We start from the raw sequence: 23,212 nt of genomic DNA, 5'->3' as shown, positions 1-23,212 counted from the left end.
CATACAACCCTTACTCTGATGAAAGGTTCGGACACACCATGACGCAAGTGAGTTCAAAGCAACAGCGCGATATTCTGGTTACCAGCGCCCTGCCCTATGCCAATGGCCCCATTCACCTGGGTCATCTGCTGGAATACATTCAGACCGATATCTGGGTGCGCTATCAGAATATGCGAGGCCACACTTGCTACTACGTTTGTGCCGATGATGCTCACGGTACCGCCATTATGCTCCGTGCCGAGCGGGAAGGCATCACGCCCGAGCAGCTGATTGACCGAATCCGTGAGGAGCATCAGCAGGATTTCGCCGGGTTTCACATCCGCTTTGATAACTACTACACCACCCATTCGGAAGAGAACCGATACTTCTCCGAGTACATCTACCGTCAGTTGCAGAAGAATGGAAAGATCGCGACTCGCAACATCACGCAGTTCTTCGATCCTGAGAAGAACATGTTTCTTGCAGATCGCTTCATCAAGGGCACTTGCCCCAAGTGCAAAACCGACGATCAGTATGGCGATAACTGTGAAGCCTGCGGTGCAACCTATACGCCAGCCGAGCTGATCAACCCGCGTTCTGCAGTGTCCGGTGCCACACCGGTAGAGAAAGAGTCGGAGCACTACTTCTTCAAACTGCCGGAATTCACCGAATTCCTGACTCAGTGGACTCGCAGTGGCGCCTTGCAACCTCAAGTCGCCAACAAGCTGGCTGAATGGCTGGATGCAGGCCTCCAGGAATGGGACATCAGTCGCGATGCGCCCTACTTTGGTTTTGAAATTCCCGATGCCCCTGGCAAGTTTTTCTATGTTTGGCTGGATGCACCCATCGGCTACCTCGCAAGCTTCAAAAACTTCTGCAACCGGGAAGGCGTCGATTTCGAACACTTCTGGAAGGTAGATTCCACTGCCGAGGTCTATCACTTTATCGGCAAGGACATTATCAACTTCCACGCCCTGTTCTGGCCGGCCATGCTGCACGATGCAGGCTTCCGCACGCCAACAGCGGTCTGGGCCCACGGTTTTGTAACGGTTAACGGCAAGAAGATGTCCAAATCCCGGGGCACGTTCATTATGGCCCGCACCTATCTGGACCACCTGAACCCGGAATATCTGCGCTACTACTTTGCAGCCAAGCTGACTGGCGGCGTGGACGATATGGATCTGAATCTCGAGGACTTTGCCGCACGAGTGAATTCAGATCTGGTTGGCAAGGTAGTCAACATTGCCAGCCGCAGTGCCGGTTTTATTACCAAGCGTTTTGACGGCAAGCTTGGCCAGGTAACAGAGCACGACAAGCTGAATAAATTTATTGAAGCGGGCGAAGAGCTGGAAGCCTTCTATGAGGCTCGAGAGTTTGGCCGTGCCATGCGCCGCATCATGGAGCTGGCAGACATTGCCAACCAGTACGTCAATGATGAGCAGCCCTGGATCGTAGCCAAGCAGGAAGGCCAGGATGAAAAACTGCAGGCCATCTGCACCAACGCCCTGAACATGTTCCACCTGCTGATGACTTATCTCGCCCCAGTGCTACCAGAGACAGCCAAGGCTTCGGAGGACTTCCTCAACGCGAAGCTGGACTGGAACAATCGCAGCGAGCGGCTGGAAAACCACAGCATCAACAAGTTCAGCCCTCTGATGAGCCGGGTAGACATGGCACAGATCGAAAAGATGCTGGATGCGTCAAAAGAAGAGATGCCTGCAGCCATCGGAAAACCAGCTCAGGCAAACAAGCCGGACAATACCGAAGCCATCGCCGATGAAATCGAGTTTGATGATTTCGCCAAGGTGGATCTGCGGGTGGTTAAAATAGTCAAAGCCGAGCATGTGGAAGGCGCAGACAAGCTACTTCGCCTGACGCTTGATCTGGGGCAAGGCGAGCGCAATGTGTTTGCTGGTATCAAGTCTGCTTACAAGCCTGAGGATCTGGAGGGTCGCCTGACCGTAATGGTTGCCAACCTCAAACCCCGGAAAATGAAGTTTGGCATGTCCGAAGGCATGGTTCTGGCGGCTGGCCCGGGCGGTAAGGATATCTTTATCCTGTCTCCTGATTCGGGTGCCACGCCCGGCATGCGTGTGATGTAAACAAAGGTCGAGGCAGAGCGATCCGGTGATGCAACAATGACAGAATACTTACTGATCTTGGTCAGCACCATTCTGGTGAACAACTTCGTGCTGGTGCAGTTTCTTGGCCTGTGCCCCTTCATGGGGGTTTCAGGCAAACTGGAAACAGCCATGGGTATGTCTTTGGCCACCACGTTTGTGCTGACCCTGTCATCAGTATGCAGCTATCTTGCCTATACCTACCTGCTGGCGCCTCTGGATCTGGTGTTTCTGAAAACCATCACCTTCATTCTGGTGATTGCCGTGGTGGTTCAGTTCACTGAAATGGTTGTGCGTAAAACCAGCCCTCTGCTCTACCGCGTGCTGGGTATTTTCCTGCCGCTGATTACCACTAACTGCGCCGTACTCGGCGTAGCGCTTCTTAACCTTAACAAAAACAACAACTTCGTTGAATCAGTGCTCTACGGTTTTGGTGCTGCCGCCGGCTTTTCGCTGGTGCTGGTGCTCTTTGCCGCAATGCGCGAGCGCATTGCCGTGTCTGATGTCCCTGTGTCCTTTCAGGGCGCCGCGATTGGCATGGTTACCGCAGGGTTGATGTCACTGGCGTTTCTGGGCTTTACCGGCCTGGTCAGCGTTTAACGGAGACGCAGTATTATGTGGACAGGCATTCTTATCGCCGTTCTGGTTCTGCTGAGCCTTGCCCTGGCGTTTGGCGCTTTGCTGGGTTTTGCCTCAGAGCGCTTTCGGGTAGAAGGCAATCCACTGGTGGAACAGATCGACGCAATGCTGCCGCAAACCCAGTGTGGCCAGTGCGGATTCCCCGGCTGCCGCCCCTATGCCGAATCCATTGCAGAGGGTGGTGCCATCAATAAATGCCCTCCCGGCGGCGAATCCACCATCAAAGCGCTGGCCGACCTGCTCGATGTTGACCCCCAACCGCTGGATGCAGAACACGGAGTGGAACAGGCGCGCAGGGTTGCTGTGATACGGGAGGATGAATGTATAGGTTGCACCAAGTGCATTCAGGCCTGCCCGGTGGATGCGATCCTGGGTGCTGCAAAACACATGCACACGGTTATCGAAAGTGAATGCACAGGCTGTGATCTGTGCGTGGAGCCCTGCCCGGTTGATTGCATCGACATGATTACTATCGAGCCGGATATCCGCGGATGGACCTGGTCGCAGCCCCGGATTATCACTACAGACAAACAGGAGGCCAACTCCTGATGCCCTCAACTATCAAGCTTTGGGACTTTAGCGGCGGCATTCACCCCGCAGAGAACAAGCAGGTTTCAACCCGCCGGCCCATTCAAACCGCAGGTATTCCTGGGCAACTGGTGTTGCCACTGCAGCAGCATATCGGTGAGCCCGCGGAGCCTGTAGTGGCGGTTGGCGATGTTGTCCTGAAAGGCCAGACAATAGCCGACGTAAGCCATGGCATGGGCGTTCCAGTGCACGCACCTACATCTGGCGTGATCGAGAGCATTGGTGAATACCCGGTACCTCACCCTTCCGGCATGACAGACCAATGCATCGTTTTGAAGCCAGACGGCAAGGACGAGTGGTGCGAGCGCTTCCCGATCAGCGACTACCGCACTCTTGAGCGGGATCAGGTGCTTGGCGTGATTCACTCAGCCGGTGTCGCCGGCATGGGCGGCGCGGGATTCCCTACGGATATCAAACTGAAACCACCCAGGGACCGCAAGGTTGACACGCTGATTCTCAACGGCGCGGAATGCGAGCCCTACATTACTGCCGACGACATGACCATGCGCGAGCGAGCCGACAAGGTCGTTGCCGGGCTAAAGATAATGGCCTGGATACTGCGACCCGAACGTTGCGTGATCGGCATAGAGGACAACAAACCGGAAGCTATCGCAGCGCTGCGCGAAGCCATTCAAGGCACGCAAATTGAAATTGCGGTTATCCCGACCAAATACCCCTCTGGAGGCGAAAAGCAGCTAATCCAGATCCTCACCGGCATGGAAGTGCCCAGTGGCGGCATTCCGGCAGATATAGGTGTCATGTGCCAGAACGTTGGTACCGCCGTAGCCGTGTCTGATGCTGTCTTCGAGGGCTCGCCGCTTATTAGCCGGGTGGTCACTGTGAGCGGTGAAGCCGCTGAAAGCCCGGGCAATTTTGAGGTATTGCTGGGCACACCCATTGCTTACCTACTGGAACAGGCAGGCTTGCAGCAAGACCGGGTCAGTCGCCTGGTACTTGGTGGCCCCATGATGGGCTACACCCTGAACACCACAGCGGTGCCGGTTATCAAGACCAGTAACTGCATCATTGCTGCGACCGCCAGTGAGCTTCCTGCACCGCCACCGGAGCAAGCGTGCATACGCTGCGGCCAATGCGCAGAGGTTTGCCCAATGGAACTGCTACCGCAGCAATTGTTCTGGCATTCCAAAGCTGCAGAGTTCGAAAAAGCAGAGCATTTGAATCTGTTCGACTGCATAGAGTGCGGTGCCTGCTCGTATGTTTGCCCCAGCTCCATCCCGCTGGTGCAGTACTATCGCTACGCCAAGGGCGAGATCCGCGTACAGCGGGCAGAACAGCTGAAAGCAGATAGAGCTCGGGAGCGTTTCGAAGCCCGCCAGCAAAGGCTTGAGCGCGAACAGCAGGAGAAAGAACTGCGCCGCAAAGAGCGCGCCAAAGCCGCTGCGGAAGCTCAGGCTTTAAAGAAAGCAGAAGCGGAGCAGTCTGCAGCGAGCGGAGAGGCTGTCGACGAGCGAGCAGCGAAATCTGCTTTGGTGGAGCAGGCCCTGGCACGCAAAAAAGCCAGCGTTGAAGCCAGCAATGCAAAGGTAGCTACGCCCCCAGAGGCAGAGCAGGCAGCGCCCGATTTGGACGCACTGGAAAAACAGTTCTCTCAGGCGCAGTCCAAATTGGAAACCATGCAGGCCATGCTTGAAGATGCAAAAGCACAACAAGCAGACAACGTGGACAAGCTTGAACGAGCCGTTGCCAAGAACCACGACCGGGTCAAGCGGGCAGAAGAAGCCCTTGCGGATGCACGCAAAACGCTGGCAGCCCAAACTGAACCACAATCCATCAAATAATTTGAATCAGGCCCGATTTTCATGGCGTTTGTTCAACAGTCTTCACCCCATGCTCACAAGGCTCGCCCAACCTCTAAGGTGATGCTGTGGGTCATACTCATGGCCTTGCCCGGGTTGCTGGCACAAACCCTGTTTTTCGGCTGGGGCAACCTCATCAACGTTGTCTGGTGCATCGCCATCGCTCTGGCTTCGGAAGCAGCTGTTCTCAAATTGCGTGACAAACCGATTGCGTTTGTTCTCAAGGACAACACAGCCGCCGTAACCGGGCTGCTGCTGGGGCTTTCCCTGCCACAGTTTGCACCCTGGTGGGTATCTGCAGTAGCGGTCATTTCTGCAATAGTGATTGCCAAACAGCTTTATGGCGGGCTGGGCTCCAACCCTTTCAACCCTGCCATGGTGGGCTATGCACTGGTGTTGATCTCATTCCCGGTGGCCATGACCACCAACTGGGCTGAGCCGGCACTGCTCTGGGACAAGGCCCCTGGCTTTGGAGATACACTGGCGGCCATTGCCTCAGGACAGCAAACCGCAGTTGACGGCTGGACCATGGCCACCCCACTTGACGAATACAAACATAAAATTGCGACCCACACTGCGGAGGAAGTTCTTACCCACCCCACGTTCGGCAATGGTTTTGCCAGGGGCTGGGAGTGGGTTAATGCCGCCTTCCTGGCGGGCGGGCTTGTGCTGATCGGCCTCAGAATAATCAGCTGGCACATTCCAGTTGCGTTTTTGGGTTCACTGATTGTTATGAGCCTGGCCTTTGGGAGCAATGCTGATGAGTTTGCACCACTTCCACTGCACCTGTTGGCCGGCGGCACCATGCTTGGCGCATTTTTCATCGCCACAGACCCGGTTTCTGCAGCAACCAGCCACCAGGGCAAACTGATTTATGGCGCGGGTATTGGAATACTTGTCTATCTGATCCGTAGCTGGGGTAACTATCCGGATGCTGTGGCATTCAGCGTGTTGCTTATGAACTTTGCCGTACCCTTTATCGACCATTACACGCCGCCGCGAACCTACGGCCACCACAAGGCCCGCAGAGGCTTTTCTGGCGGGGGCAGGAGCTGATCATGGCAACCATGATTCAATCCATTCGGCGCAGCGCCATTGGCCTTGGCATATTTGCAGTCATTACAGGCGGCACCATTGCGTTTACACAAGCACTGACCAACGAGCGCATCAAGGAACAAGCTGCCAGAGCAGAAGCCAAAGCACTGTTCGAGATTATCCCGGAGAGTGACCACAACAACGATCTGCTAAGGGACACTCTGGTACTGCCTGCCAGCGATCGTTTGGCCACCGAAGGCCCGGTCACAGTATGGGTAGCTCGCCAGGACGGAGAGCCAGTCGGTATGATCATGCCAGCGGTTGCACCAGACGGCTATTCAGGCACTATCAAGCTGCTGGTCGGTATCGATCTTGAAGGAAAGGTTCTGGGTGTTCGGGTTATAGCACACAAGGAAACCCCGGGGCTGGGCGACCGGATAGAAACCCGGAAATCAGATTGGGTTAAAGATTTTGAAGGGCGCTCCATTGGAAACCCCGCACCAAAGCAATGGAACGTGAAAAAGAACGGCGGTGTTTTTGACCAATTTACCGGAGCCACCATCACGCCAAGATCCGTGGTGAAAGCCGTACAGAAATCCCTGATTTATTTCCGGCAGAACCAGCAGCCAATCCAGGCCCAACTGAACAGTGCCCCCTCCGGACAAGGCCCGGTGGTTACGCCCGGAGATCTGACAGATGAATCCCTGAACGTGGAGCAACTCTGATCATGGCAACAAAAACCTCCAGTGAGATCATTCGCGATGGGCTTTGGGACAACAACCCTGCCCTGGTTCAGGTACTGGGGCTGTGCCCACTTCTTGCGGTTACCAGCACTGTCGTTAATGCGATTGGCCTGGGCCTTGCCACTCTGATGGTGCTCATGGGTTCGAACCTCGCAGTATCGCTGATCCGGAACTTCGTTGGTGAGTCCGTGCGGCTACCTGCATTCGTGATGATTATTGCGTCCTTCGTAACCTGCGCTGAATTGCTGATGCAGGCCTACACCTACGAGCTGTACCAGATTCTGGGTATTTTTATCCCCCTCATAGTCACCAACTGCGCCATTCTTGGCCGGGCCGATGCTTTTGCCTCACGCAACGCGCCAGGCCCTGCACTGCTTGACGGTGCAATGATGGGCGCAGGTTTTCTTGTCGTGCTGATCATTCTCGGCGGTATGCGCGAACTGATCGGCCAGGGCACACTGTTTGTTGATATGCACCTGCTACTGGGCCCCATGGCGTCAGACTGGGTTATAAAGCCCTTTGCAAGCTATCCGGACATGCTATTCATGGTACTGCCGCCCGGCGCATTCGTCGGTCTCGGCCTTTTAATCGCCATGAAGAATGGCATTGACCACCATCTCAAGGAACGTCAAAAGACGCCCCAGCCAGCAGCAACACCCGGTAGCAAACGCGTGCGCGTAACCGGAAACGTCTCATGATTTATCATCGGAGTCGTAACGAAACACCATGAATAAAGAAAAACGTATTGAAATATTCTCTCGCTTTCGGGATGCCAACCCCAAGCCCGAAACCGAGCTGAACTACAGCAGCCCGTTTGAGTTGCTCATTGCCGTCATTCTGTCTGCCCAGGCAACGGATGTCGGCGTTAACAAGGCCACCGACAAACTCTACCCTGTTGCCAATACACCCGAAGCGATACTTGCGCTTGGCGTGGATGGCTTGAAGGAATACATCAAGACCATCGGGCTCTTCAACACCAAAGCTGAAAACGTTATCAAGACATGCCGCATACTGGTTGAGAAGCACAACAGCGTGGTTCCTGATAACCGGGCGGACCTCGAAGCCCTTCCCGGGGTTGGCCGAAAAACGGCAAACGTGGTTTTGAACACGGCTTTTGGGCAGCCGGCTATGGCTGTCGATACCCATATATTCCGGGTATCCAATCGCACGGGTATCGCTCCGGGTAAAAACGTACTAGAAGTGGAAAAGCGTTTAATGCGGCTTGTACCCAAGGAATTTCTACTGGATGCGCACCACTGGCTTATCCTGCATGGGCGCTACACTTGCGTAGCTCGAAAGCCCAGATGTGGCGCATGCATTATTGAGGATCTATGCGAGTTCAAGGATAAAAACGACTACCAGTAAACAGTCATTTTGCACACTAAAAAGCCGGCAGTTGCCGGCTTTTTAGTGGGATGCTGAAGTAGCTCTGCTCTTACTTGCCGAGCATCTCTTTTTTCAGACTCTTCTGTGCGGGAGCATCCGATAACCAGATACCGAACAACGCCTTTTTGAACGCCAGATCACCCACAGTATCTTTTTGCTCGCCGTTTTTCAGTACCTTAACGCCTTCCCCAGGCACATAGACAAGATCAAACACATCACCTTCTTTGATCTCTTCTTTGAACACAGACATGAACTGATCAATATCGGCTTTAACCGATGACATATCACCATCTGTTGAGGCCTCAAAGCCTTCCATGGTTGCTTCAGTCATGCGGTCGCTGGTGATCATGCCAGAGATAATGTGCAGCGTGATAGCCTGGGGTTCATCTGCTTCAACAACGGCAGTACCATCATTCTGCGCCTGGGGCACATAAAGGCTGCCTACATACAGATCCATGAAAAACTTGGACCGGGTACCCGCGCCGTTCAACTGCAGCTCAGTACTGCCAGCGGTATAAGTATCCGGAACATCAACACCGCCAACCGTCAGTGCTGCAACAGGTGTTGAAAGTGTGGCCGCCAACATAAGAGATGCAAAGCCTGTCAAAAACGCTTTTTTCATAGTCCTTTCCTTTTCAGTCATTATTATGAGAATTCATTCGTCACCAAGTACAAATCCTTAGCCCCGGCGCAGCTATTCTACCAACGACCGCGCGAGGTGAAGCGCCACCTGGTTCTCATTTGCAGGGTTACTTTTTGCGAGCTATTTTTGCAGAACTACTTTTCAGCGCCAGTAAAACACAAAACGCCGACCATGATGCATGGCCGGCGTTCAGGGTGCTGCGTCAGAAAGGCTATTTAAATAGCAGATTTCCTGTGAGCCCTTCTTTTTCCAGGATTTCACGTAGACGCCTCAATGCTTCTACCTGAATCTGGCGAACCCGCTCCCGGGTCAGACCAATTTCCTGACCAACCTCTTCCAACGTGCTAACCGGGTAACCCCGAAGACCAAATCGCCGGGACAGCACTTCCTGCTGCTTTTCGCTTAGCTGGTCTATCCACTTTCCAATGCAGGCGGTCATGTTATTTTCCTGCAACACATCAGCAGGATCAGTCGCGCCTTCGTCTGCAACCGTATCAAGTAGGGATTTCTCGCCACCAGGGCCAATGGGTGTATCCATGGAGGCAACACGTTCATTCAGGCCAAGCATTCGTTTTACATCATTGACTGGTTTGCCGACCAACTGGGCAATTTCTTCAGCCGTAGGCTCATGATCAAGCTTCTGTGTCAGTTCTCGAGCCGCCCGCAGGTAAAGGTTTAGCTCTTTAACCACGTGAATAGGCAACCGGATGGTGCGGGTCTGATTCATAATGGCCCGCTCAATGGTCTGACGGATCCACCATGTTGCATAGGTAGAGAAACGGAAGCCTCGCTCCGGGTCAAACTTCTCAACCGCACGAATCAGGCCGAGGTTACCCTCCTCAATCAGGTCAAGCAGGGTCAGGCCGCGATTCACATAGCGCCGTGCTATTTTCACAACCAGCCGAAGGTTACTTTCAATCATTCGCTTACGGCCGGACTCCTCCCCTTTGCGCGCAAGGCGTGCAAAGTAGACCTCTTCTTCCGGGGTCAGGAGTGGTGAAAAACCAATTTCGTTAAGATAGAGCTGTGTAGGATCCAGCTGCTTGGAGGCATTACTGTAGTAACTACCTTTGGTAGAGAACTTCCCTTCAACTTCAGTAGCTTCTGGAGCTACCTTATCGTTTTCTTCTTCTGCGAGAAGCTGTTCCTCAGAGTCTTCAACGTCTGTAGAGCCATCAACATCTGTTATGCGATCAATAATGATATCTTCTTGTTCTGCTGACATATCTCTTACCCCGCCTTTCAACAATCCTGGTTTTCGCCCGATACTTCTTTTTATTGCGGGCATTGGATACTTCGCATTTCTTCAGGACTTCTTCAATGGCCTGTATGAGCTACAGCCACCTTTTCTTGTTATTTGTCGCACCGAATTTGTCACTAGCGCGGCGGAAGGTAGTGTGCTGGATCAACCGGGTTTCCATTTTTACGAATTTCAAAATGTAACTTGGGCCTATCTACACCACTACTACCAAGCTCTGCTATGACTTGCCCGGCTTTTACACCCTCTCCTTCGCTGACCAGTATCTTCCGGTTGTGAGCATAAGCACTCAGATAACGCTCGTTATGATTCACAATAATCAAATTGCCGTATCCGAGCAAACCATTGCCGGCATAGACCACACTTCCATCTGCGGCAGCTCTAACAGCATCCCCGGCTTTCCCCGCAATATCAACGCCTTTGTTGACTTTTCCGGATGCTGAATAGCCTGCAATTACGGTGCCAGAGTGTGGCCAGCGCCATGAAACACCTGCCACAGTTTGGGTTCGTGTCGCTAATGGTGCAGAGGTATCAGGCTTTCGAGTAACTGCAGGCTTCCGGGTATTTGCAGGAGTTGGCACAGGGGGCTTTGCCCGAGAAGCCCCAGCCGAGGTAGTCGCAGTTGGTCTGGCTGGCTGTGTTGCTACCCGTGAATTGCTGCTGGGTTGGGCTGTACCGCGAAGGTCCAGGCGAAGCACCTGCCCAGCACGGATAGTCCAGGGCGAACTGATGCCATTGGCGCTTCCCAGTTCGCGGTAATCGCGACCATAAGTCCAGGCAATCCCGTACAAGGTCTCGCCCGGGCGCACAACATGGCGCCCCCAATACACCGGGGGATTATAGATATCATCCTGATGAATGGCTTGGGTATTACAACCAGACAAGGCACCCGAGAGCAACAAGAGCCCTAACAGGAACAGGCAAGTTCGACTGTTTTGAGAAACCCACAAGGTAAACTGGGCACCAACGAGGAACCGCGGGGAAGCCGACTGTGCGGCTTTAGCTGACCCACGAAATGATCTCACAGGAATAGCACCAGCTCGGTTAGGAATAATCTTTACAGGCTCTGAATCTGATCAAAGAAGATCCTGAAGTTTCAAAAGTAACTCGCTAATTTATTACACATTTTAAAATCAATTCCAAGTTACTTACCGGCTTTCTCTGTTACCTGCTCCGCCCTTTGTTACGGCTGGGAACAACAGCATGCCTGAAAAGGTAACACGACTTAACAACTGCGATCGCCTGACACCTGTTCAGTTTTCGGCTTACGCCCTCCAAGCCACTCAATCAGAAGAACAAGCGCCAGGCCTGTTGCGGCTGCTGCCAAAGCCATGAAAATCTGCGGGTCTGTGCCAGTCAGATCAAGGAATTCCCAAGGGCTGATACTGACCTCAGTCAGGGGCACCTGCTCACCCGAGCTGTTGGTTCGCCAGCTAAGCGTTTCTTTCCAGGGCCAGACTTTGTTCAATGCGCCGATCATAAAACCGGTAAGCAAGGCCAGAACATGGTCGTGGTACTTGTGGAAAGCCCATGTGATGAGCCTTGCAACAGACAGTAGCCCCACCAGACAACCTGCCATAAACAAGAGCAGCACGGTGATCTCGAGGGATTTAATGGCCGCAAGAACCGGAGCGTACATACCGATAATAACCAGAATGAAACTGCCAGAAATGCCGGGCAGAATCATCGCGCATATCGCGACAGCGCCAGCAGCGAAAAATGTCAGCGCCGATGGATTAACCTGGCCTGCAGACAAGGTTGTGATCCACCATGCGGCGGCAATACCAAACACAAGGGGCCAGACCAGCGATGCCCGATAATGCCTTGCCTGACGCCCAACGTGCCAGACAGATGCAACGATCAGCCCAAAGAAAAAGCTCCAGATCAGGATTGGATACTCGGCCAGCATGTAGCTGATCCCGGAGGCCAGAGTCACAATGCTGACAAGAATGCCCAGCAGCAGCGTAGCGAGAAAAGTGCCATCACAAGCCTGCCAGAAGGACCTTGCATTGCCCCGGAGCAGATCCTTGAACACAGCTCCTGGAACAGCATTGATCGCCTCCAAAAGCCGGAAGTAAATGCCGGTTATGAAGGCCACGGTGCCCCCGGATACACCAGGAACAATATCCGCCGCTCCCATCGCCATACCTCTGAGAAACACTGAGGCGGGGTGTTGCGTGTGGGCCGAACATTTTGCTTGGCCTTCCTGTTGCTGATCGATCAACGGACAACCCCACCCAACAAGGGCACGAAGCGAACAGGTTCTAACTCTCGCCGCTCAAACTGATCCCCCTTGCGTATCACCTCAACCAGTACCTGATGCTCTTCACCGACAGGTGCTATCAGCACTCCCCCGTCAGCAAGCTGGTCCAAAAGCTCTGGGGGGATCTCAACAGGGGCAGCGGTTACAATAATGCCGTCAAATGGCCCCCTATCTGGCCATCCCATGCCCCCGTCTGCATGCTTGAGCATGACATTCCGGATATTGAGTTGCCGCAACCGATCGCGGGCACGATCCTGGAGCGGCTTGATCCGCTCAACGCTGTAAATCTGGTCAAACAATTGCGACAAAACCGCCGTTTGATAGCCCGACCCTGTACCCAGTTCCAACACTCTGGCTGGCTCATGCCGCAGAAGCAGCTCGGTCATTCGAGCAACGATGTAGGGCTGCGACAGCGTTTGCCCATAGCCGATAGGCAGGGCTGTGTCTTCATACGCACGATGGGACAATGCCTCATCGAGAAAGATATGACGGGGTACCTGCCCCATTATTTCCAGCACACGATCAGAACTGATACCGGATTCCTTGAGGCGCTGAACCAGGCGCATGCGCGTGCGCCGGGACGTCATCCCTATACCCTGAAGCTCACCACTCACACATCATCCCCCATGGATGCCTGGAGCGAATCTACCCAGGTTCGGAGCGACACAAGTGCTTCATGGCGAGTCATATCAATATGGACTGGCGTAAGAGAAACGTAACCTTGCGCAACGGCATAAAAATCGGTTCCCGGGCCCGCATCACCACCCTTGCCCGCGGCACCAATCCAGTAACGCTCCTTGCCCCTTGGGCAAGTCATAGGTACGGCACCTTCGGCTCGCTCCCGATCGCCCAGGCGGGTGACGCGAAAACCTGAGAGCTCGTCCCATGGCAGGTCCGGCACGTTCACATTCAGAATGGAGCGCGGCCCCAAAACAAAAGGACGTTCGCTTTCAAGGAGCATGCGCACGACTCTGGCGGCTGTGTCGTAATGATTACGCCCCTCACTGACCAGAGACACCGCAATAGCTGGCAAACCCAGGTGACGGCCTTCAGTAGCGGCTGCCACGGTACCCGAATAGATAATATCGTCACCCAGGTTGGCGTGGGTGTTGATACCCGAAACCACCCGGTCGAAAGGCTCATCGAATAACCCGTTAACCGCCAGATGCACGCAATCTGTGGGCGTACCGTCGATTGAACGGAAACCATTGGGGTGGCGCTCAACCGTAAGGGGACGATTGAGTGTCAAAGCGTTACTCGCCCCACTGTGATCCCTGTCCGGTGCGACTACCTCAAGATCACCCAAGCCTTTGAGGCCTTCATACAGGGCAATAAGCCCTGGTGAATGAACGCCATCATCGTTAGACAACAGAATACGCAAAGTACACTCCAGATATTTGCCAGCTGCACACTAACCAACCGTCAATGGTTAGCCGTGTTGTTTGTTATGTTGGCCGAGGCTCATGTCCTCAAGCTCAAAAATATCACCTAAAACCGTGGTGGCGTACTGGCCCGGTTCAAGAAAGAAATCCAGCTCCAAATCACCATCATCGAGCCAGTTCCAACTCAAATCTTTTGCCATGGCGACCAGCGGTCGACGCTCGGGCCTCATACGAGTGGCCAGAAACAAAGACGCCAACTCAGGAGTTTGGGCCACTGTTTCCCGCTCGCGCTGCTCTGCCTCACCACCGGCGCCAGTTCCGCCATCACCCCACAACGGGCCAGTTGGGTGTTCGGAAGGCTCGCCCGGCAAAGACACTGTCCAGCTTCCCTCTGCTACCCGATCCGCGAGCACTTCATTGAACAACCAGGATCGGGCGGCCGAAAAGTACAATACGTTTTTCCGGTCGTCTCTGCCACCGCCTGACTTGCCCGCGCCGCGCCCCCGTCCTCTGCGCTTACCCTGCCCGCCACCACGATTCAATGCTGCAGGGTCAATATGAACCGCCCGATCCAGATTACCGCCGGCAAAGCCAAACCGCTGGGGCCCAAAGTAGTTTGGCGCGCCCTGAACTTTCAGGCGGCCAAGCGCATCTTCAACACGCTCGCGATCAGCACTAATCTGCCGGAGTGTAATCACAAAGTGGTTACCTTGATGATCACCACGGCGCAGCTTGCGCACACTACGATGAGCCGATTTCACCAACCAGCGCTCTGAAACCTGTTCGATCAGAGCCATGTCATCGCTCATCATACCGGGACGATAAAGGCTGAACCATTGACTGGTTACCGCGTGGCGATCTTTAAGCCCGCAAAACCCCACATCGAAGGAACGGCAGCCCGCGAGAGCAGCCAGCTCCCCTGCTACAAACTCCGTGTTGTCACCGACTTTTTCGATACGCAAACACAGGTGCTCGCCTTCACCAGTAACGCTTAAAACACCGGATGACTCCGCCTGTTCCGGGAACTCCTCCAAAACCTCACTAACCCGAAAATCTTCCGGCACGGTTTTCAACTGCGCACGGGCTACCCGCACGCCACCGGATACTGGCCAATCCAGCCGCCAGGCTTTTACATTAGCCTCAGATTCACTCACACCGTCACCGGCTCAAGCAGACACACTGCCTGACAAGCAATCCCTTCGCCCCGACCGGTAAATCCCAACTTCTCACTGGTGGTTGCCTTTACGCTTACACGACTGGCCGGGATGCCCAGGTCATCCGCAATATTCAGACGCATTGCCTCAATGTGCGGCGCCATTTTGGGTGCCTGCGCAATAATCGTGGTATCTACGTTAAGCACACTAAACCCTTCCTCCGCGACACGAGCCATAACCTGACGCAAAAGATCGCGGCTATCTGCGCCCGCCCACTCAGCACTGGTGTCCGGAAACAAATGCCCGATATCGCCCAGAGCAACCGCTCCTAACAGGGCATCTGCCAAAGCATGCAGCAACACATCCCCATCCGAATGGGCTTTCAGGCCCTGACTGTAAGGAATGGAAACACCACCAATAATAACGGCATCGCCCTCGCCGAAGGCATGAACATCAAAGCCCTGACCAATTCGCATAATCAACTCCGGGAAAATCCAGAAACTCAGAACCGGCTGAGAATAAAGCCGGCAAGATCCAGGTCAGCAGGCACGGTAATCTTGATATTATCCGGCCGACCTTCCACAAGAACCGGCATATTACCGGAAAACTCCATAGCCGAGGACTCATCCGTAACCGGCTGTTTATCCTTCAGTGCCCTCTCCAGTGCCGAAACCAGCATGGAATAACGGAACATCTGAGGTGTTAACGCTCGCCAAAACTGACTGCGATCCACCGTTTCGGCAACCTCAGGCAAATCTCGTGACTCCGCCTTTTTAAGCGTATCCGCAACCGGAGCTGCCAGCAGGCCACCCACTGGATGATCCGCCAGTGTTGAAACAAGATTCGCAAGATCGGCCGGATGCACACAAGGACGAGCCGCATCATGAACCAGCACCCAGTCGTCGGCTGCCACCTGCTCTTTGAGGGCGTGCAGTGCCGAGAGCACAGAATCCGCCCGCTCAGCACCGCCGCCACAGGTCTGAATACGGTCATCATTACTGGCATCAGACTCTGGCCACCAACTATCCGTTGAGTTCAACGGAACCATGCACCCGGCAAAGAGCCCCGAATTCAGCATGCGTGACAAGGTGATATCCAGAATAAAGCGATTGTTAATACGGAGGTACTGCTTGGGACATTCAGCCTGCATGCGCTGACCAATGCCTGCGGCGGGAACAATCAACCAGAGTTTAGAGTCACTCATGAGGGCTTCGCACATAGCTGAGAGAGTGGCAGGGGCGTCCTTTTCAGGACTGTCGGTGGCCAAGGATGGCCACCGTCAAGCGCACAGGGAAGTGTTCATAGCGTGTCCTGAAAAGGACGCCCCTGCCGCTCTGTACTCCAATACTTCGGACCAAAAAAAGTCACTGCTCAACAACAAGAAAAAAGGTCTCATCATCACGAATCAACCCAAGATTCATCCGGGCCCGCTCTTCAACAGCACCCTGCTCATTGCGAAGGTTGCGCACCTCCGCATAAAGACGCTCATTACGGGAAGATAGCTCAGCATTCTCCTCACGCTGCTCGGCAATAGAATGCTCTAGCGCCCATACCTGCGCAAAGCTGCCCTCCCCGACCCACAGGCGCACCTGCAGCAGGAGAATGAGAACAACCATGAGGGCCCAAAGCAACTTCATTAATACCGATTCCGTTCAGGAGTTATACGATCAAAAATCAGACACCGGACGATAAGTATAGACCTTAGAGCAAATTCGCAACAAGTTCTTCTAACCGATTGGGCAAAAAGGCCATCGTGACTGAATTTTCATTCAAAACACGACGGCCTTAAACTTTTCGCCACCTCAAACTACGAGGATGCTACACACAACCAAAAGCGGCTATAGCTCAGCCTTGCCCTTTGATTTCTACCAGCCCACGATAAGGCGCCTTACCTTCCAGGGCCTCCTCAATGCGCAGCAACTGATTGTACTTGGCAACCCGGTCTGAACGGCACAGCGAGCCAGTTTTGATCTGGCCGGCACAGGTAGCAACTGCAAGATCCGCAATTGTCGTATCTTCGGTTTCACCTGAACGGTGAGAAATAACCGCAGTGAAGCCGGCATCCTGAGCCATTTTGATGGCGTCCAGAGTTTCGCTCAAGCTACCAATCTGGTTGAACTTGATCAGGATGGAGTTACCTACGCCTGTGTCGATGCCTCGCTTCAGAATCTTGGTGTTGGTAACAAAAAGATCATCACCCACCAGCTGTACCTTGTCACCGATCTTGTCGGTCAGCACTTTCCAGCCATCCCAGTCACTCTCATCCATACCATCTTCAATGGATACGATAGGATAGCGCTCAGCCAGGCCAGCAAGATAGTCAGCAAAGCCTTCAGAATCAAAGCTCTTGCCTTCTCCAGCCAGAACATACTGGCCATCCTTGTAAAATTCAGACGCAGCACAGTCCAGAGCAAGAGTAATATCGGTGCCCAGCTTGTAGCCCGCCTTTTCAATGGCTTCTTTAATCACAGCCAGGGCTGCTTCGTTCGACGGCAGGTCAGGAGCAAAACCGCCCTCATCGCCTACAGCCGTGTTCAGGCCCTGGGCCTGCAGAACCTTTTTCAGGCTATGGAAAATCTCAGCACCGATGCGCAGAGCTTCTGAAAAACTCTTGGCGGTAACTGGCTGAATCATAAACTCCTGAATATCGACGTTGTTATCCGCGTGCTCGCCGCCGTTCAGAATATTCATCATAGGCACAGGCATGCTGAACTTGCCGGAAGTACCGTTGAGGTCTGCAATATGCTCATAAAGTGGTTTGCCCAGAGACTCGGCCGCCGCTTTTGCCGCTGCCAGCGACACCGCCAGAATGGCATTCGCACCCAGATTGGCTTTGTTTTCAGTACCGTCGAGCTCCAACATGATGTTATCCAGCCCGCGCTGGTCTGCAGCATCTTTGCCTTTCAGAGCATCGTTGATCTTGCCGTTAATAGCCGCAACTGCCTTCAGTACGCCCTTACCCAGGTAACGAGACGCATCACCATCGCGCAGTTCCAGCGCTTCGCGAGAACCGGTGGAAGCGCCCGAGGGTGCACAAGCGCGGCCAAGGGTACCGTCTTCCAGAATCACGTCTGCTTCGACAGTAGGGTTCCCACGGGAGTCCATAACCTCACGGGCTTTAATGTTGGCAATCTTGGTCATTCTCGGAAGTCTCCAGATTTACAATTTCAAAGGTCATTTATATAGGTTTGATCAAGAGCGAGCTGGTAGGGCCTTACGAAACTGTGCGAAGCCATGGATGGCGTAGCCAAGCGTACATGGACGTATTCACAGCGTGTTTCGTAAGGCCCTACCAGCTTGCTCGTGCCACCAAGGCTAAAACACGAACACCGCCATTCAGGCGGTGTCGATAGGTTTAAAACTCTTCACAAGGTCGTCAACAGCCTTAACTCGCTGCAGGAACGGCTCAAGTTGGCTCAAACGCAATGCACAAGGGCCATCGCACTTGGCCTCATCCGGGTTCGGGTGAGCTTCCAAAAACAGCCCTGCCAAACCTTGAGACATTCCAGCCAACGCCAGATCAGTAACCTGAGCACGACGACCACCGGCAGAATCGGAACGGCCACCAGGCATCTGCAGAGAGTGGGTTACATCAAACATCACGGGCACATTCAGCGACTTCATGATGCCAAAGCCAAGCATATCGACCACAAGGTTGTTGTACCCGAAGCTGCTGCCCCGCTCGCACAAGATAACCCGGTCGTTTCCAGCTTCCGCGCACTTGGTGATGATGTGCTTCATTTCCTGAGGCGCAAGAAACTGAGCTTTCTTGACGTTAATTGCAGCACCGGTTTTTGCCATAGCAACAACCAGGTCAGTCTGACGGCTCAAAAAAGCGGGCAACTGAATGATGTCACACACCTCAGCAGCAGGCGCTGCCTGCTCTGGTTCGTGAACATCAGAAATAATCGGAACACCGTATTTGCTTTTGATATCGGCCAGAATCTGCAGGCCTTTCTCAAGACCTGGCCCCCGGAAGGATTTAACCGAAGAGCGGTTAGCCTTATCAAAGGAGGCCTTGAACACGTAAGGAATGCCCAGCTTGGTGCACACCTCAACGTATTTTTCAGCAACCTCAAACGCCAGGTCGCGTGACTCCAACACGTTCATACCACCAAACAGTACAAACGGTTTGTCGTTAGCGATGTCGATATCAGCAACAGTGACGGTGTTCTGAGCCATGATCAGGATTCCTTGCGGTTCGCCAGCGCGGCTTCAACGAACCCCTTGAACAGCGGGTGACCATCGCGGGGTGTCGAGGTAAATTCCGGGTGGAACTGACAGGCAACAAACCAGGGATGGTCAGCTACCTCCACTACTTCTACCAACTTACCGTCAGTGGAGCGACCCGAAACAACCAAACCTGCAGCTTCCAGCTGTGGCAGGAAGTGGTTGTTCACCTCATATCTGTGGCGATGACGTTCGCGAATAGTTCTTCTGCCGTAGCAGTTTGCAATGTTCGAACCTTCAGTCAGCACACAGTCCTGAGCACCCAGTCGCATGGTGCCGCCAAGATCCGAGTCGTCTGTGCGTTCCTCGCGCTCACCGGTCGCATCCAGCCACTCGGTAATCAGGCCAACGACAGGCTCCGGTGTGTGCGCACGGAATTCGGTGCTGTGGGCATCAACCAGACCGGCTTTATTACGAGCGTATTCGATCACAGCCACCTGCATACCCAGGCAAATACCCAAATAGGGAACCTTGTTCTCACGGGCATACTGAACTGTGCGGATTTTTCCTTCCACACCACGCTCACCAAAACCACCGGGAACCAGAATGGCATCGGCACTCTCAAGCACAGCAGTGCCGTCGCGTTCGATGTCTTCAGAATCAATGTAATTGATCTTTACCTTGGTGCGGGTTTTGATACCAGCGTGCAGCAGAGATTCGATCAGTGATTTGTAGGCCTCGAGCAGCTCCATGTATTTGCCAACCATGGCAATCGTCACTTCCTGCTCAGGATTCATCAGTGCTTCGACAACACCGTCCCAATCACTAAGGTCCGCCTCCCGTGCATCAAGCCTGAAGTGATCAATAACCAACTGATCCAGGCCATGTTCGTGCAGCATGCGGGGAATAGCGTAGATGGACTTTGCATCACGCATCGGAATAACAGCGCGCTCTTCCACGTTTGTGAACAGCGCGATTTTCCGGCGGGAGCTGGCGTCCACTTCATGCTCTGAACGACACAGCAGAATGTCTGGCTGCAAACCGATAGAGCGCATTTCCTTCACGGAGTGCTGAGTCGGTTTGGTTTTGATTTCGCCCGCGGTGGCAATGTAAGGCACCAGTGTCAGGTGCATAAACAACGCACGGGCAGAGCCCACTTCAACCTTCAGCTGACGGCAGGCTTCAAGAAACGGCAGGGATTCAATATCACCAACAGTACCGCCCACTTCAACCAGAGCAACATCCGCTCCGGCTGCACCTTCTACCACACGGCGCTTGATCTCGTCGGTGATATGGGGAATAACCTGAACGGTACCGCCAAGGTAATCGCCGCGGCGTTCTTTGCGTATAACCTCTTCATACACCCGGCCAGCCGTGAAATTATTACGGCGGCTCATGGGCGTACGAATAAAACGCTCATAATGGCCAAGATCGAGGTCGGTTTCAGCGCCGTCTTCGGTGACATAGACTTCACCGTGCTGGAACGGGCTCATGGTGCCTGGGTCAACGTTTATGTACGGGTCCAGCTTGAGGATAGTTACCTTCAGGCCGCGTGCCTCAAGGATCGCAGCCAGGGAGGCCGATGCGATTCCTTTCCCCAGTGAGGACACAACACCGCCGGTGACGAAAATATAACGCGTCATGCAGATTCCATGATTGTCAGGTTCTGTGAAGGAGGGAGATTGTCATCTCAAGATGGGACGCCAGACTACCAGAAAGCCCCCAGCGACTCAATCACAATCCCGCTCTACAATCAGCTGCAAGCCTGCAGCCGGCGCCTTCCCGCAGTATTGTTCAGAACACCATAAATCGCCAATGGCGATGAGTTCTTCTTCCGGCTCCACACCCCTGAAAATCAAGGGCAGGCGCAGCCTTTCCCAAGGTGGAACAGCCTGTTCCTGCAGCCACTTTTTCAGTGATTTTGACTGGACTCCAGCGTAAAAACGCATGCGTTCTCCACCCTGCCTCGTACATATTCGTATTGGCGGCGCATCGGCTTTCGCTGTAGAAGAGGGAGTCAGACGAATCGTCCACTCGCCCCACTGCGCCGACTGCCCAGGTTGAAGCGTTACAGATTCCTGGGGCAAATCAGCGGCCTCAGGCACCAAATACAACTCTCCCTGAAAACGTCTAACGCTGTAATTGTCAGCCCGCAATTCCGGGGACCGATCCTCTGCAGCCTGCAATAGATCGCCCAGCACCTGTGACCAGTCACTTATTGAAGGGGCATCATACCCGGCTCGCCGGACCCACCAACGCAGAAGGTTTTTCTGTTCCGCCAGAGTAAGTGCACCTAACCCCGCGACCGGAAGGCGACGCTTATGTCCTCCCAGTGACTGCCACTGCAACTCCGCCAGCCGCTTGTTCAAAAAATCACTTTCCGAGCAAGCGCCCGCACTGTGCCGCAGTCGCTGATTCAGCCCGGGCCAGCGCTTTTTTAATGCCGGAAGAATGCTGATACGGATGAAGTTTCGATCGAATTTCTGATCTGTATTGCTGGGATCGTCAACCCAGGAAAGTCCGGCCTGGCGAGCGTGAAGCTCAAGTTCCGACCGTTCGACCCCCAGCAACGGCCTGGCAAGGCGGCCCTGGCCTAAGGGGCGGGCTTCAGGCATGCCTGCAAGACCGGCAACACCACTGCCACGGAACATTCGAAACAGCACTGTTTCAGCCTGATCATCACCATGATGGGCCATCAGCAACACATCATCAGGCTCAAGAAGTGTTTCAAAAACACTGTAGCGGGCCTTACGTGCTGCCTCTTCAAGGCCCTCACCAGGGCCGGCACCGAGTTTGACCGACACAGGCTGAACAGTGAGAGGAATGCCCAACCCGGCGCAGAGCTCCTGGCAAAAGACTTCCGTATCGCCAGCATTGGCCTGAAGCTGATGATTAATATGCACCGCTCGCACTCCGGAATGGCAGAGTGCGGCAAGATGCAAAAGAAGGGTGGAATCCAGGCCGCCACTGAGGGCAACCCAAAGACGCCGGTAGCCAGAAATGGCTTTAACCGGCGCAAGCAACGCCTCGGGAAAGGCGTACCCGATTGCGGGCTTAGCGCCCAGTGTCATAGCGGGTTAACCGCTCGTACCGCCGGGAGACCAATTCATCCAAAGGCAAGCGACTTAGCTCTGCCATCCCGTTTGCCAGGGTCTCACGCAGGGCTTCAGCCATTTTTTCCGGGTTACGATGCGCACCGCCCAGAGGCTCAGTGATTACATTGTCCGCAAGCCCTAGATCTTTCAGGCGATCCGCAGTCACACCCATGGCTTCTGCTGCGAGAGAGGCAAATTCCGCACTCTTCCACAAAATAGAGGCACAGCCTTCCGGCGAGATCACCGCATAGGTTGAGTATTGCAGCATATTCAACTGATCGCATACGCCGATGGCCAGCGCTCCGCCAGAACCACCTTCGCCGATGACTGTCGAAATGATAGGCGTTTTGAGGCGGGACATCACCGCCAGGTTAAACGCAATGGCTTCACTCTGACCACGCTCCTCAGCACCGATACCGGGATAGGCACCCGGAGTATCGATAAATGTGAGAATCGGCATTCTGAATCGCTCTGCCATTTCCATTAAGCGCAAGGCCTTGCGATAGCCTTCCGGGCGCGGCATTCCGAAGTTGCGCTTCACCTTATCCCGCACTTCGCGCCCCTTCTGATGGCCGATAACCATCACAGGTTTATCGTTCAAGCGTGCAGTACCGCCCACAATGGCCTGGTCATCTGCGTAACGGCGGTCGCCGTGGAGTTCATCGAAATCTTCAAAGACCATCTCGATGTAATCCAGCGTATAAGGCCGGCGTGGGTGCCTCGCAAGACGGGCAACATCCCACGGATGCAAATCAGAAAATATGTTCTCAGTCAGGCTGAAACTTTTCTTTTTCAGCCGTGTAATTTCGTCAGAAATATTGATGTCGGTATCGTTACCCACCATGCGAAGCTCTTCAATCTTGGCTTCCAGGTCGGCAATCGGCTGTTCGAAATCCAGATAATTAGGGTTCATGATGTTCCATCATTTTATTACCAGGCG

23 protein-coding genes are annotated in these 23,212 nt (G+C 54.0%); 8 read left to right on the top strand and 15 right to left on the bottom strand.

Annotated features, from left to right (window positions below; translation table 11 throughout):
- The first annotated feature begins 38 nt into the window (after window positions 1–38).
- From metG to nth, 8 genes are read left to right on the top strand one after another with little or no spacing between them, the layout of a single operon-like run.
- Window positions 39–2,081, top strand: a complete 2,043-nt coding sequence (gene metG / locus FE848_RS14020; protein ID WP_200204234.1) for a methionine--tRNA ligase — start codon at window positions 39–41, stop codon at window positions 2,079–2,081.
- A 36-nt stretch (window positions 2,082–2,117) separates the two neighbouring features.
- Complete coding sequence (gene rsxA / locus FE848_RS14015) at window positions 2,118–2,699, top strand: electron transport complex subunit RsxA (protein WP_200204228.1); 582 nt, start codon at window positions 2,118–2,120, stop codon at window positions 2,697–2,699.
- Between the two features lie 15 nt (window positions 2,700–2,714).
- Window positions 2,715–3,287, top strand: coding sequence for an electron transport complex subunit RsxB (gene rsxB, locus FE848_RS14010; RefSeq protein WP_200204224.1), 573 nt, complete (start codon window positions 2,715–2,717; stop codon window positions 3,285–3,287).
- Entirely contained in the window at window positions 3,287–5,125 is a 1,839-nt protein-coding gene (gene rsxC / locus FE848_RS14005) for an electron transport complex subunit RsxC (RefSeq protein ID WP_200204220.1), read from the top strand. The genes rsxB and rsxC overlap by 1 nt, the downstream gene beginning before the upstream one ends.
- Before the next feature lie 21 nt (window positions 5,126–5,146).
- Window positions 5,147–6,199 carry an electron transport complex subunit RsxD gene (gene rsxD / locus FE848_RS14000; protein ID WP_200204208.1) on the top strand — a complete coding sequence of 351 codons (1,053 nt, stop codon included), beginning with the start codon at window positions 5,147–5,149 and terminating at the stop codon, window positions 6,197–6,199.
- A 2-nt stretch (window positions 6,200–6,201) separates the two neighbouring features.
- Window positions 6,202–6,903 carry an electron transport complex subunit RsxG gene (gene rsxG / locus FE848_RS13995; RefSeq protein ID WP_200204200.1) on the top strand — a complete coding sequence of 234 codons (702 nt, stop codon included), beginning with the start codon at window positions 6,202–6,204 and terminating at the stop codon, window positions 6,901–6,903.
- 2 nt (window positions 6,904–6,905) lie between these two features.
- Entirely contained in the window at window positions 6,906–7,619 is a 714-nt protein-coding gene (locus FE848_RS13990; RefSeq protein WP_200204196.1) for an electron transport complex subunit E, read from the top strand.
- A gap of 28 nt (window positions 7,620–7,647) precedes the next feature.
- Window positions 7,648–8,286 carry an endonuclease III gene (gene nth / locus FE848_RS13985; protein ID WP_200204192.1) on the top strand — a complete coding sequence of 213 codons (639 nt, stop codon included), beginning with the start codon at window positions 7,648–7,650 and terminating at the stop codon, window positions 8,284–8,286.
- Between the two features lie 70 nt (window positions 8,287–8,356).
- Here nth and FE848_RS13980 read toward each other — a convergent pair whose 3' ends face one another.
- From FE848_RS13980 to accA, 15 genes are all read right to left on the bottom strand, one after another.
- Entirely contained in the window at window positions 8,357–8,929 is a 573-nt protein-coding gene (locus FE848_RS13980; RefSeq protein ID WP_200204188.1) for a chalcone isomerase family protein, read from the bottom strand.
- Window positions 8,930–9,161: 232 nt separating this feature from the next.
- The gene (gene rpoS / locus FE848_RS13975; RefSeq protein WP_200204186.1) at window positions 9,162–10,175 is read right to left on the bottom strand and encodes an RNA polymerase sigma factor RpoS; all 1,014 of its coding nucleotides are present in this window, start codon (window positions 10,173–10,175) and stop codon (window positions 9,162–9,164) included.
- Between the two features lie 152 nt (window positions 10,176–10,327).
- The gene (locus FE848_RS13970; protein ID WP_413785015.1) at window positions 10,328–11,128 is read right to left on the bottom strand and encodes a peptidoglycan DD-metalloendopeptidase family protein; all 801 of its coding nucleotides are present in this window, start codon (window positions 11,126–11,128) and stop codon (window positions 10,328–10,330) included.
- 305 nt (window positions 11,129–11,433) lie between these two features.
- Complete coding sequence (locus tag FE848_RS13965; RefSeq protein WP_227715370.1) at window positions 11,434–12,354, bottom strand: DUF368 domain-containing protein; 921 nt, start codon at window positions 12,352–12,354, stop codon at window positions 11,434–11,436.
- Window positions 12,355–12,428: 74 nt separating this feature from the next.
- Window positions 12,429–13,058 (bottom strand): protein-L-isoaspartate(D-aspartate) O-methyltransferase, encoded by a 630-nt coding sequence (locus tag FE848_RS13960; protein ID WP_227714947.1) that lies wholly within the window; start codon window positions 13,056–13,058, stop codon window positions 12,429–12,431.
- A 23-nt stretch (window positions 13,059–13,081) separates the two neighbouring features.
- Window positions 13,082–13,852, bottom strand: coding sequence for a 5'/3'-nucleotidase SurE (gene surE, locus FE848_RS13955; protein ID WP_200204182.1), 771 nt, complete (start codon window positions 13,850–13,852; stop codon window positions 13,082–13,084).
- A 48-nt stretch (window positions 13,853–13,900) separates the two neighbouring features.
- Entirely contained in the window at window positions 13,901–15,007 is a 1,107-nt protein-coding gene (gene truD, locus FE848_RS13950; protein ID WP_200204179.1) for a tRNA pseudouridine(13) synthase TruD, read from the bottom strand.
- Window positions 15,004–15,483 carry a 2-C-methyl-D-erythritol 2,4-cyclodiphosphate synthase gene (gene ispF, locus FE848_RS13945; RefSeq protein WP_200204177.1) on the bottom strand — a complete coding sequence of 160 codons (480 nt, stop codon included), beginning with the start codon at window positions 15,481–15,483 and terminating at the stop codon, window positions 15,004–15,006. The genes truD and ispF overlap by 4 nt, the downstream gene beginning before the upstream one ends.
- A 26-nt stretch (window positions 15,484–15,509) precedes the next feature.
- The gene (gene ispD / locus FE848_RS13940; RefSeq protein ID WP_200204174.1) at window positions 15,510–16,211 is read right to left on the bottom strand and encodes a 2-C-methyl-D-erythritol 4-phosphate cytidylyltransferase; all 702 of its coding nucleotides are present in this window, start codon (window positions 16,209–16,211) and stop codon (window positions 15,510–15,512) included.
- A 160-nt stretch (window positions 16,212–16,371) separates the two neighbouring features.
- On the bottom strand, window positions 16,372–16,644 hold the full coding sequence (locus FE848_RS13935) for a septum formation initiator family protein (protein ID WP_200204172.1): 273 nt from the start codon (window positions 16,642–16,644) through the stop codon (window positions 16,372–16,374).
- Between the two features lie 208 nt (window positions 16,645–16,852).
- A complete protein-coding gene (eno, locus tag FE848_RS13930) occupies window positions 16,853–18,148 on the bottom strand; it encodes a phosphopyruvate hydratase (RefSeq protein WP_200204171.1) in 1,296 nt (431 codons plus the stop codon).
- Between the two features lie 195 nt (window positions 18,149–18,343).
- Window positions 18,344–19,189, bottom strand: a complete 846-nt coding sequence (kdsA, locus tag FE848_RS13925; RefSeq protein WP_200204169.1) for a 3-deoxy-8-phosphooctulonate synthase — start codon at window positions 19,187–19,189, stop codon at window positions 18,344–18,346.
- Between the two features lie 2 nt (window positions 19,190–19,191).
- A complete protein-coding gene (locus tag FE848_RS13920) occupies window positions 19,192–20,820 on the bottom strand; it encodes a CTP synthase (RefSeq protein ID WP_200204167.1) in 1,629 nt (542 codons plus the stop codon).
- A gap of 87 nt (window positions 20,821–20,907) precedes the next feature.
- The gene (tilS, locus tag FE848_RS13915) at window positions 20,908–22,248 is read right to left on the bottom strand and encodes a tRNA lysidine(34) synthetase TilS (RefSeq protein ID WP_200204165.1); all 1,341 of its coding nucleotides are present in this window, start codon (window positions 22,246–22,248) and stop codon (window positions 20,908–20,910) included.
- Window positions 22,232–23,185, bottom strand: a complete 954-nt coding sequence (gene accA / locus FE848_RS13910; protein ID WP_200204157.1) for an acetyl-CoA carboxylase carboxyl transferase subunit alpha — start codon at window positions 23,183–23,185, stop codon at window positions 22,232–22,234. The genes tilS and accA overlap by 17 nt, the downstream gene beginning before the upstream one ends.
- Window positions 23,186–23,212: the final 27 nt, after the last annotated feature.

It is taken from the genome of Marinobacter sp. 1-3A, from assembly GCF_016597775.1.
GTDB lineage: Bacteria > Pseudomonadota > Gammaproteobacteria > Pseudomonadales > Oleiphilaceae > Marinobacter > Marinobacter xiaoshiensis.
Note: the sequence above shows the minus strand (reverse complement) of the source record. Positions and strands in the feature narration are given on the sequence as shown.

Excerpts from the sequence above, each read along its gene's own strand:
- metG (WP_200204234.1), top strand. The coding sequence starts at position 39 with ATGACGCAAGTGAGTTCAAAGCAACAGCGCGATATTCTGGTTACCAGC.
- rsxA (WP_200204228.1), top strand. The coding sequence starts at position 2,118 with ATGACAGAATACTTACTGATCTTGGTCAGCACCATTCTGGTGAACAAC.
- rsxB (WP_200204224.1), top strand. The coding sequence starts at position 2,715 with ATGTGGACAGGCATTCTTATCGCCGTTCTGGTTCTGCTGAGCCTTGCC.
- rsxC (WP_200204220.1), top strand. The coding sequence starts at position 3,287 with ATGCCCTCAACTATCAAGCTTTGGGACTTTAGCGGCGGCATTCACCCC.
- rsxD (WP_200204208.1), top strand. The coding sequence starts at position 5,147 with ATGGCGTTTGTTCAACAGTCTTCACCCCATGCTCACAAGGCTCGCCCA.
- rsxG (WP_200204200.1), top strand. The coding sequence starts at position 6,202 with ATGGCAACCATGATTCAATCCATTCGGCGCAGCGCCATTGGCCTTGGC.
- FE848_RS13990 (WP_200204196.1), top strand. The coding sequence starts at position 6,906 with ATGGCAACAAAAACCTCCAGTGAGATCATTCGCGATGGGCTTTGGGAC.
- nth (WP_200204192.1), top strand. The coding sequence starts at position 7,648 with ATGAATAAAGAAAAACGTATTGAAATATTCTCTCGCTTTCGGGATGCC.
- FE848_RS13980 (WP_200204188.1), bottom strand. The coding sequence starts at position 8,929 with ATGAAAAAAGCGTTTTTGACAGGCTTTGCATCTCTTATGTTGGCGGCC.
- rpoS (WP_200204186.1), bottom strand. The coding sequence starts at position 10,175 with ATGTCAGCAGAACAAGAAGATATCATTATTGATCGCATAACAGATGTT.
- FE848_RS13965 (WP_227715370.1), bottom strand. The coding sequence starts at position 12,354 with ATGGCGATGGGAGCGGCGGATATTGTTCCTGGTGTATCCGGGGGCACC.
- FE848_RS13960 (WP_227714947.1), bottom strand. The coding sequence starts at position 13,058 with ATGACGTCCCGGCGCACGCGCATGCGCCTGGTTCAGCGCCTCAAGGAA.
- ispF (WP_200204177.1), bottom strand. The coding sequence starts at position 15,483 with ATGCGAATTGGTCAGGGCTTTGATGTTCATGCCTTCGGCGAGGGCGAT.
- ispD (WP_200204174.1), bottom strand. The coding sequence starts at position 16,211 with ATGAGTGACTCTAAACTCTGGTTGATTGTTCCCGCCGCAGGCATTGGT.
- FE848_RS13935 (WP_200204172.1), bottom strand. The coding sequence starts at position 16,644 with ATGAAGTTGCTTTGGGCCCTCATGGTTGTTCTCATTCTCCTGCTGCAG.
- eno (WP_200204171.1), bottom strand. The coding sequence starts at position 18,148 with ATGACCAAGATTGCCAACATTAAAGCCCGTGAGGTTATGGACTCCCGT.
- kdsA (WP_200204169.1), bottom strand. The coding sequence starts at position 19,189 with ATGGCTCAGAACACCGTCACTGTTGCTGATATCGACATCGCTAACGAC.
- FE848_RS13920 (WP_200204167.1), bottom strand. The coding sequence starts at position 20,820 with ATGACGCGTTATATTTTCGTCACCGGCGGTGTTGTGTCCTCACTGGGG.
- tilS (WP_200204165.1), bottom strand. The coding sequence starts at position 22,248 with ATGACACTGGGCGCTAAGCCCGCAATCGGGTACGCCTTTCCCGAGGCG.
- accA (WP_200204157.1), bottom strand. The coding sequence starts at position 23,185 with ATGAACCCTAATTATCTGGATTTCGAACAGCCGATTGCCGACCTGGAA.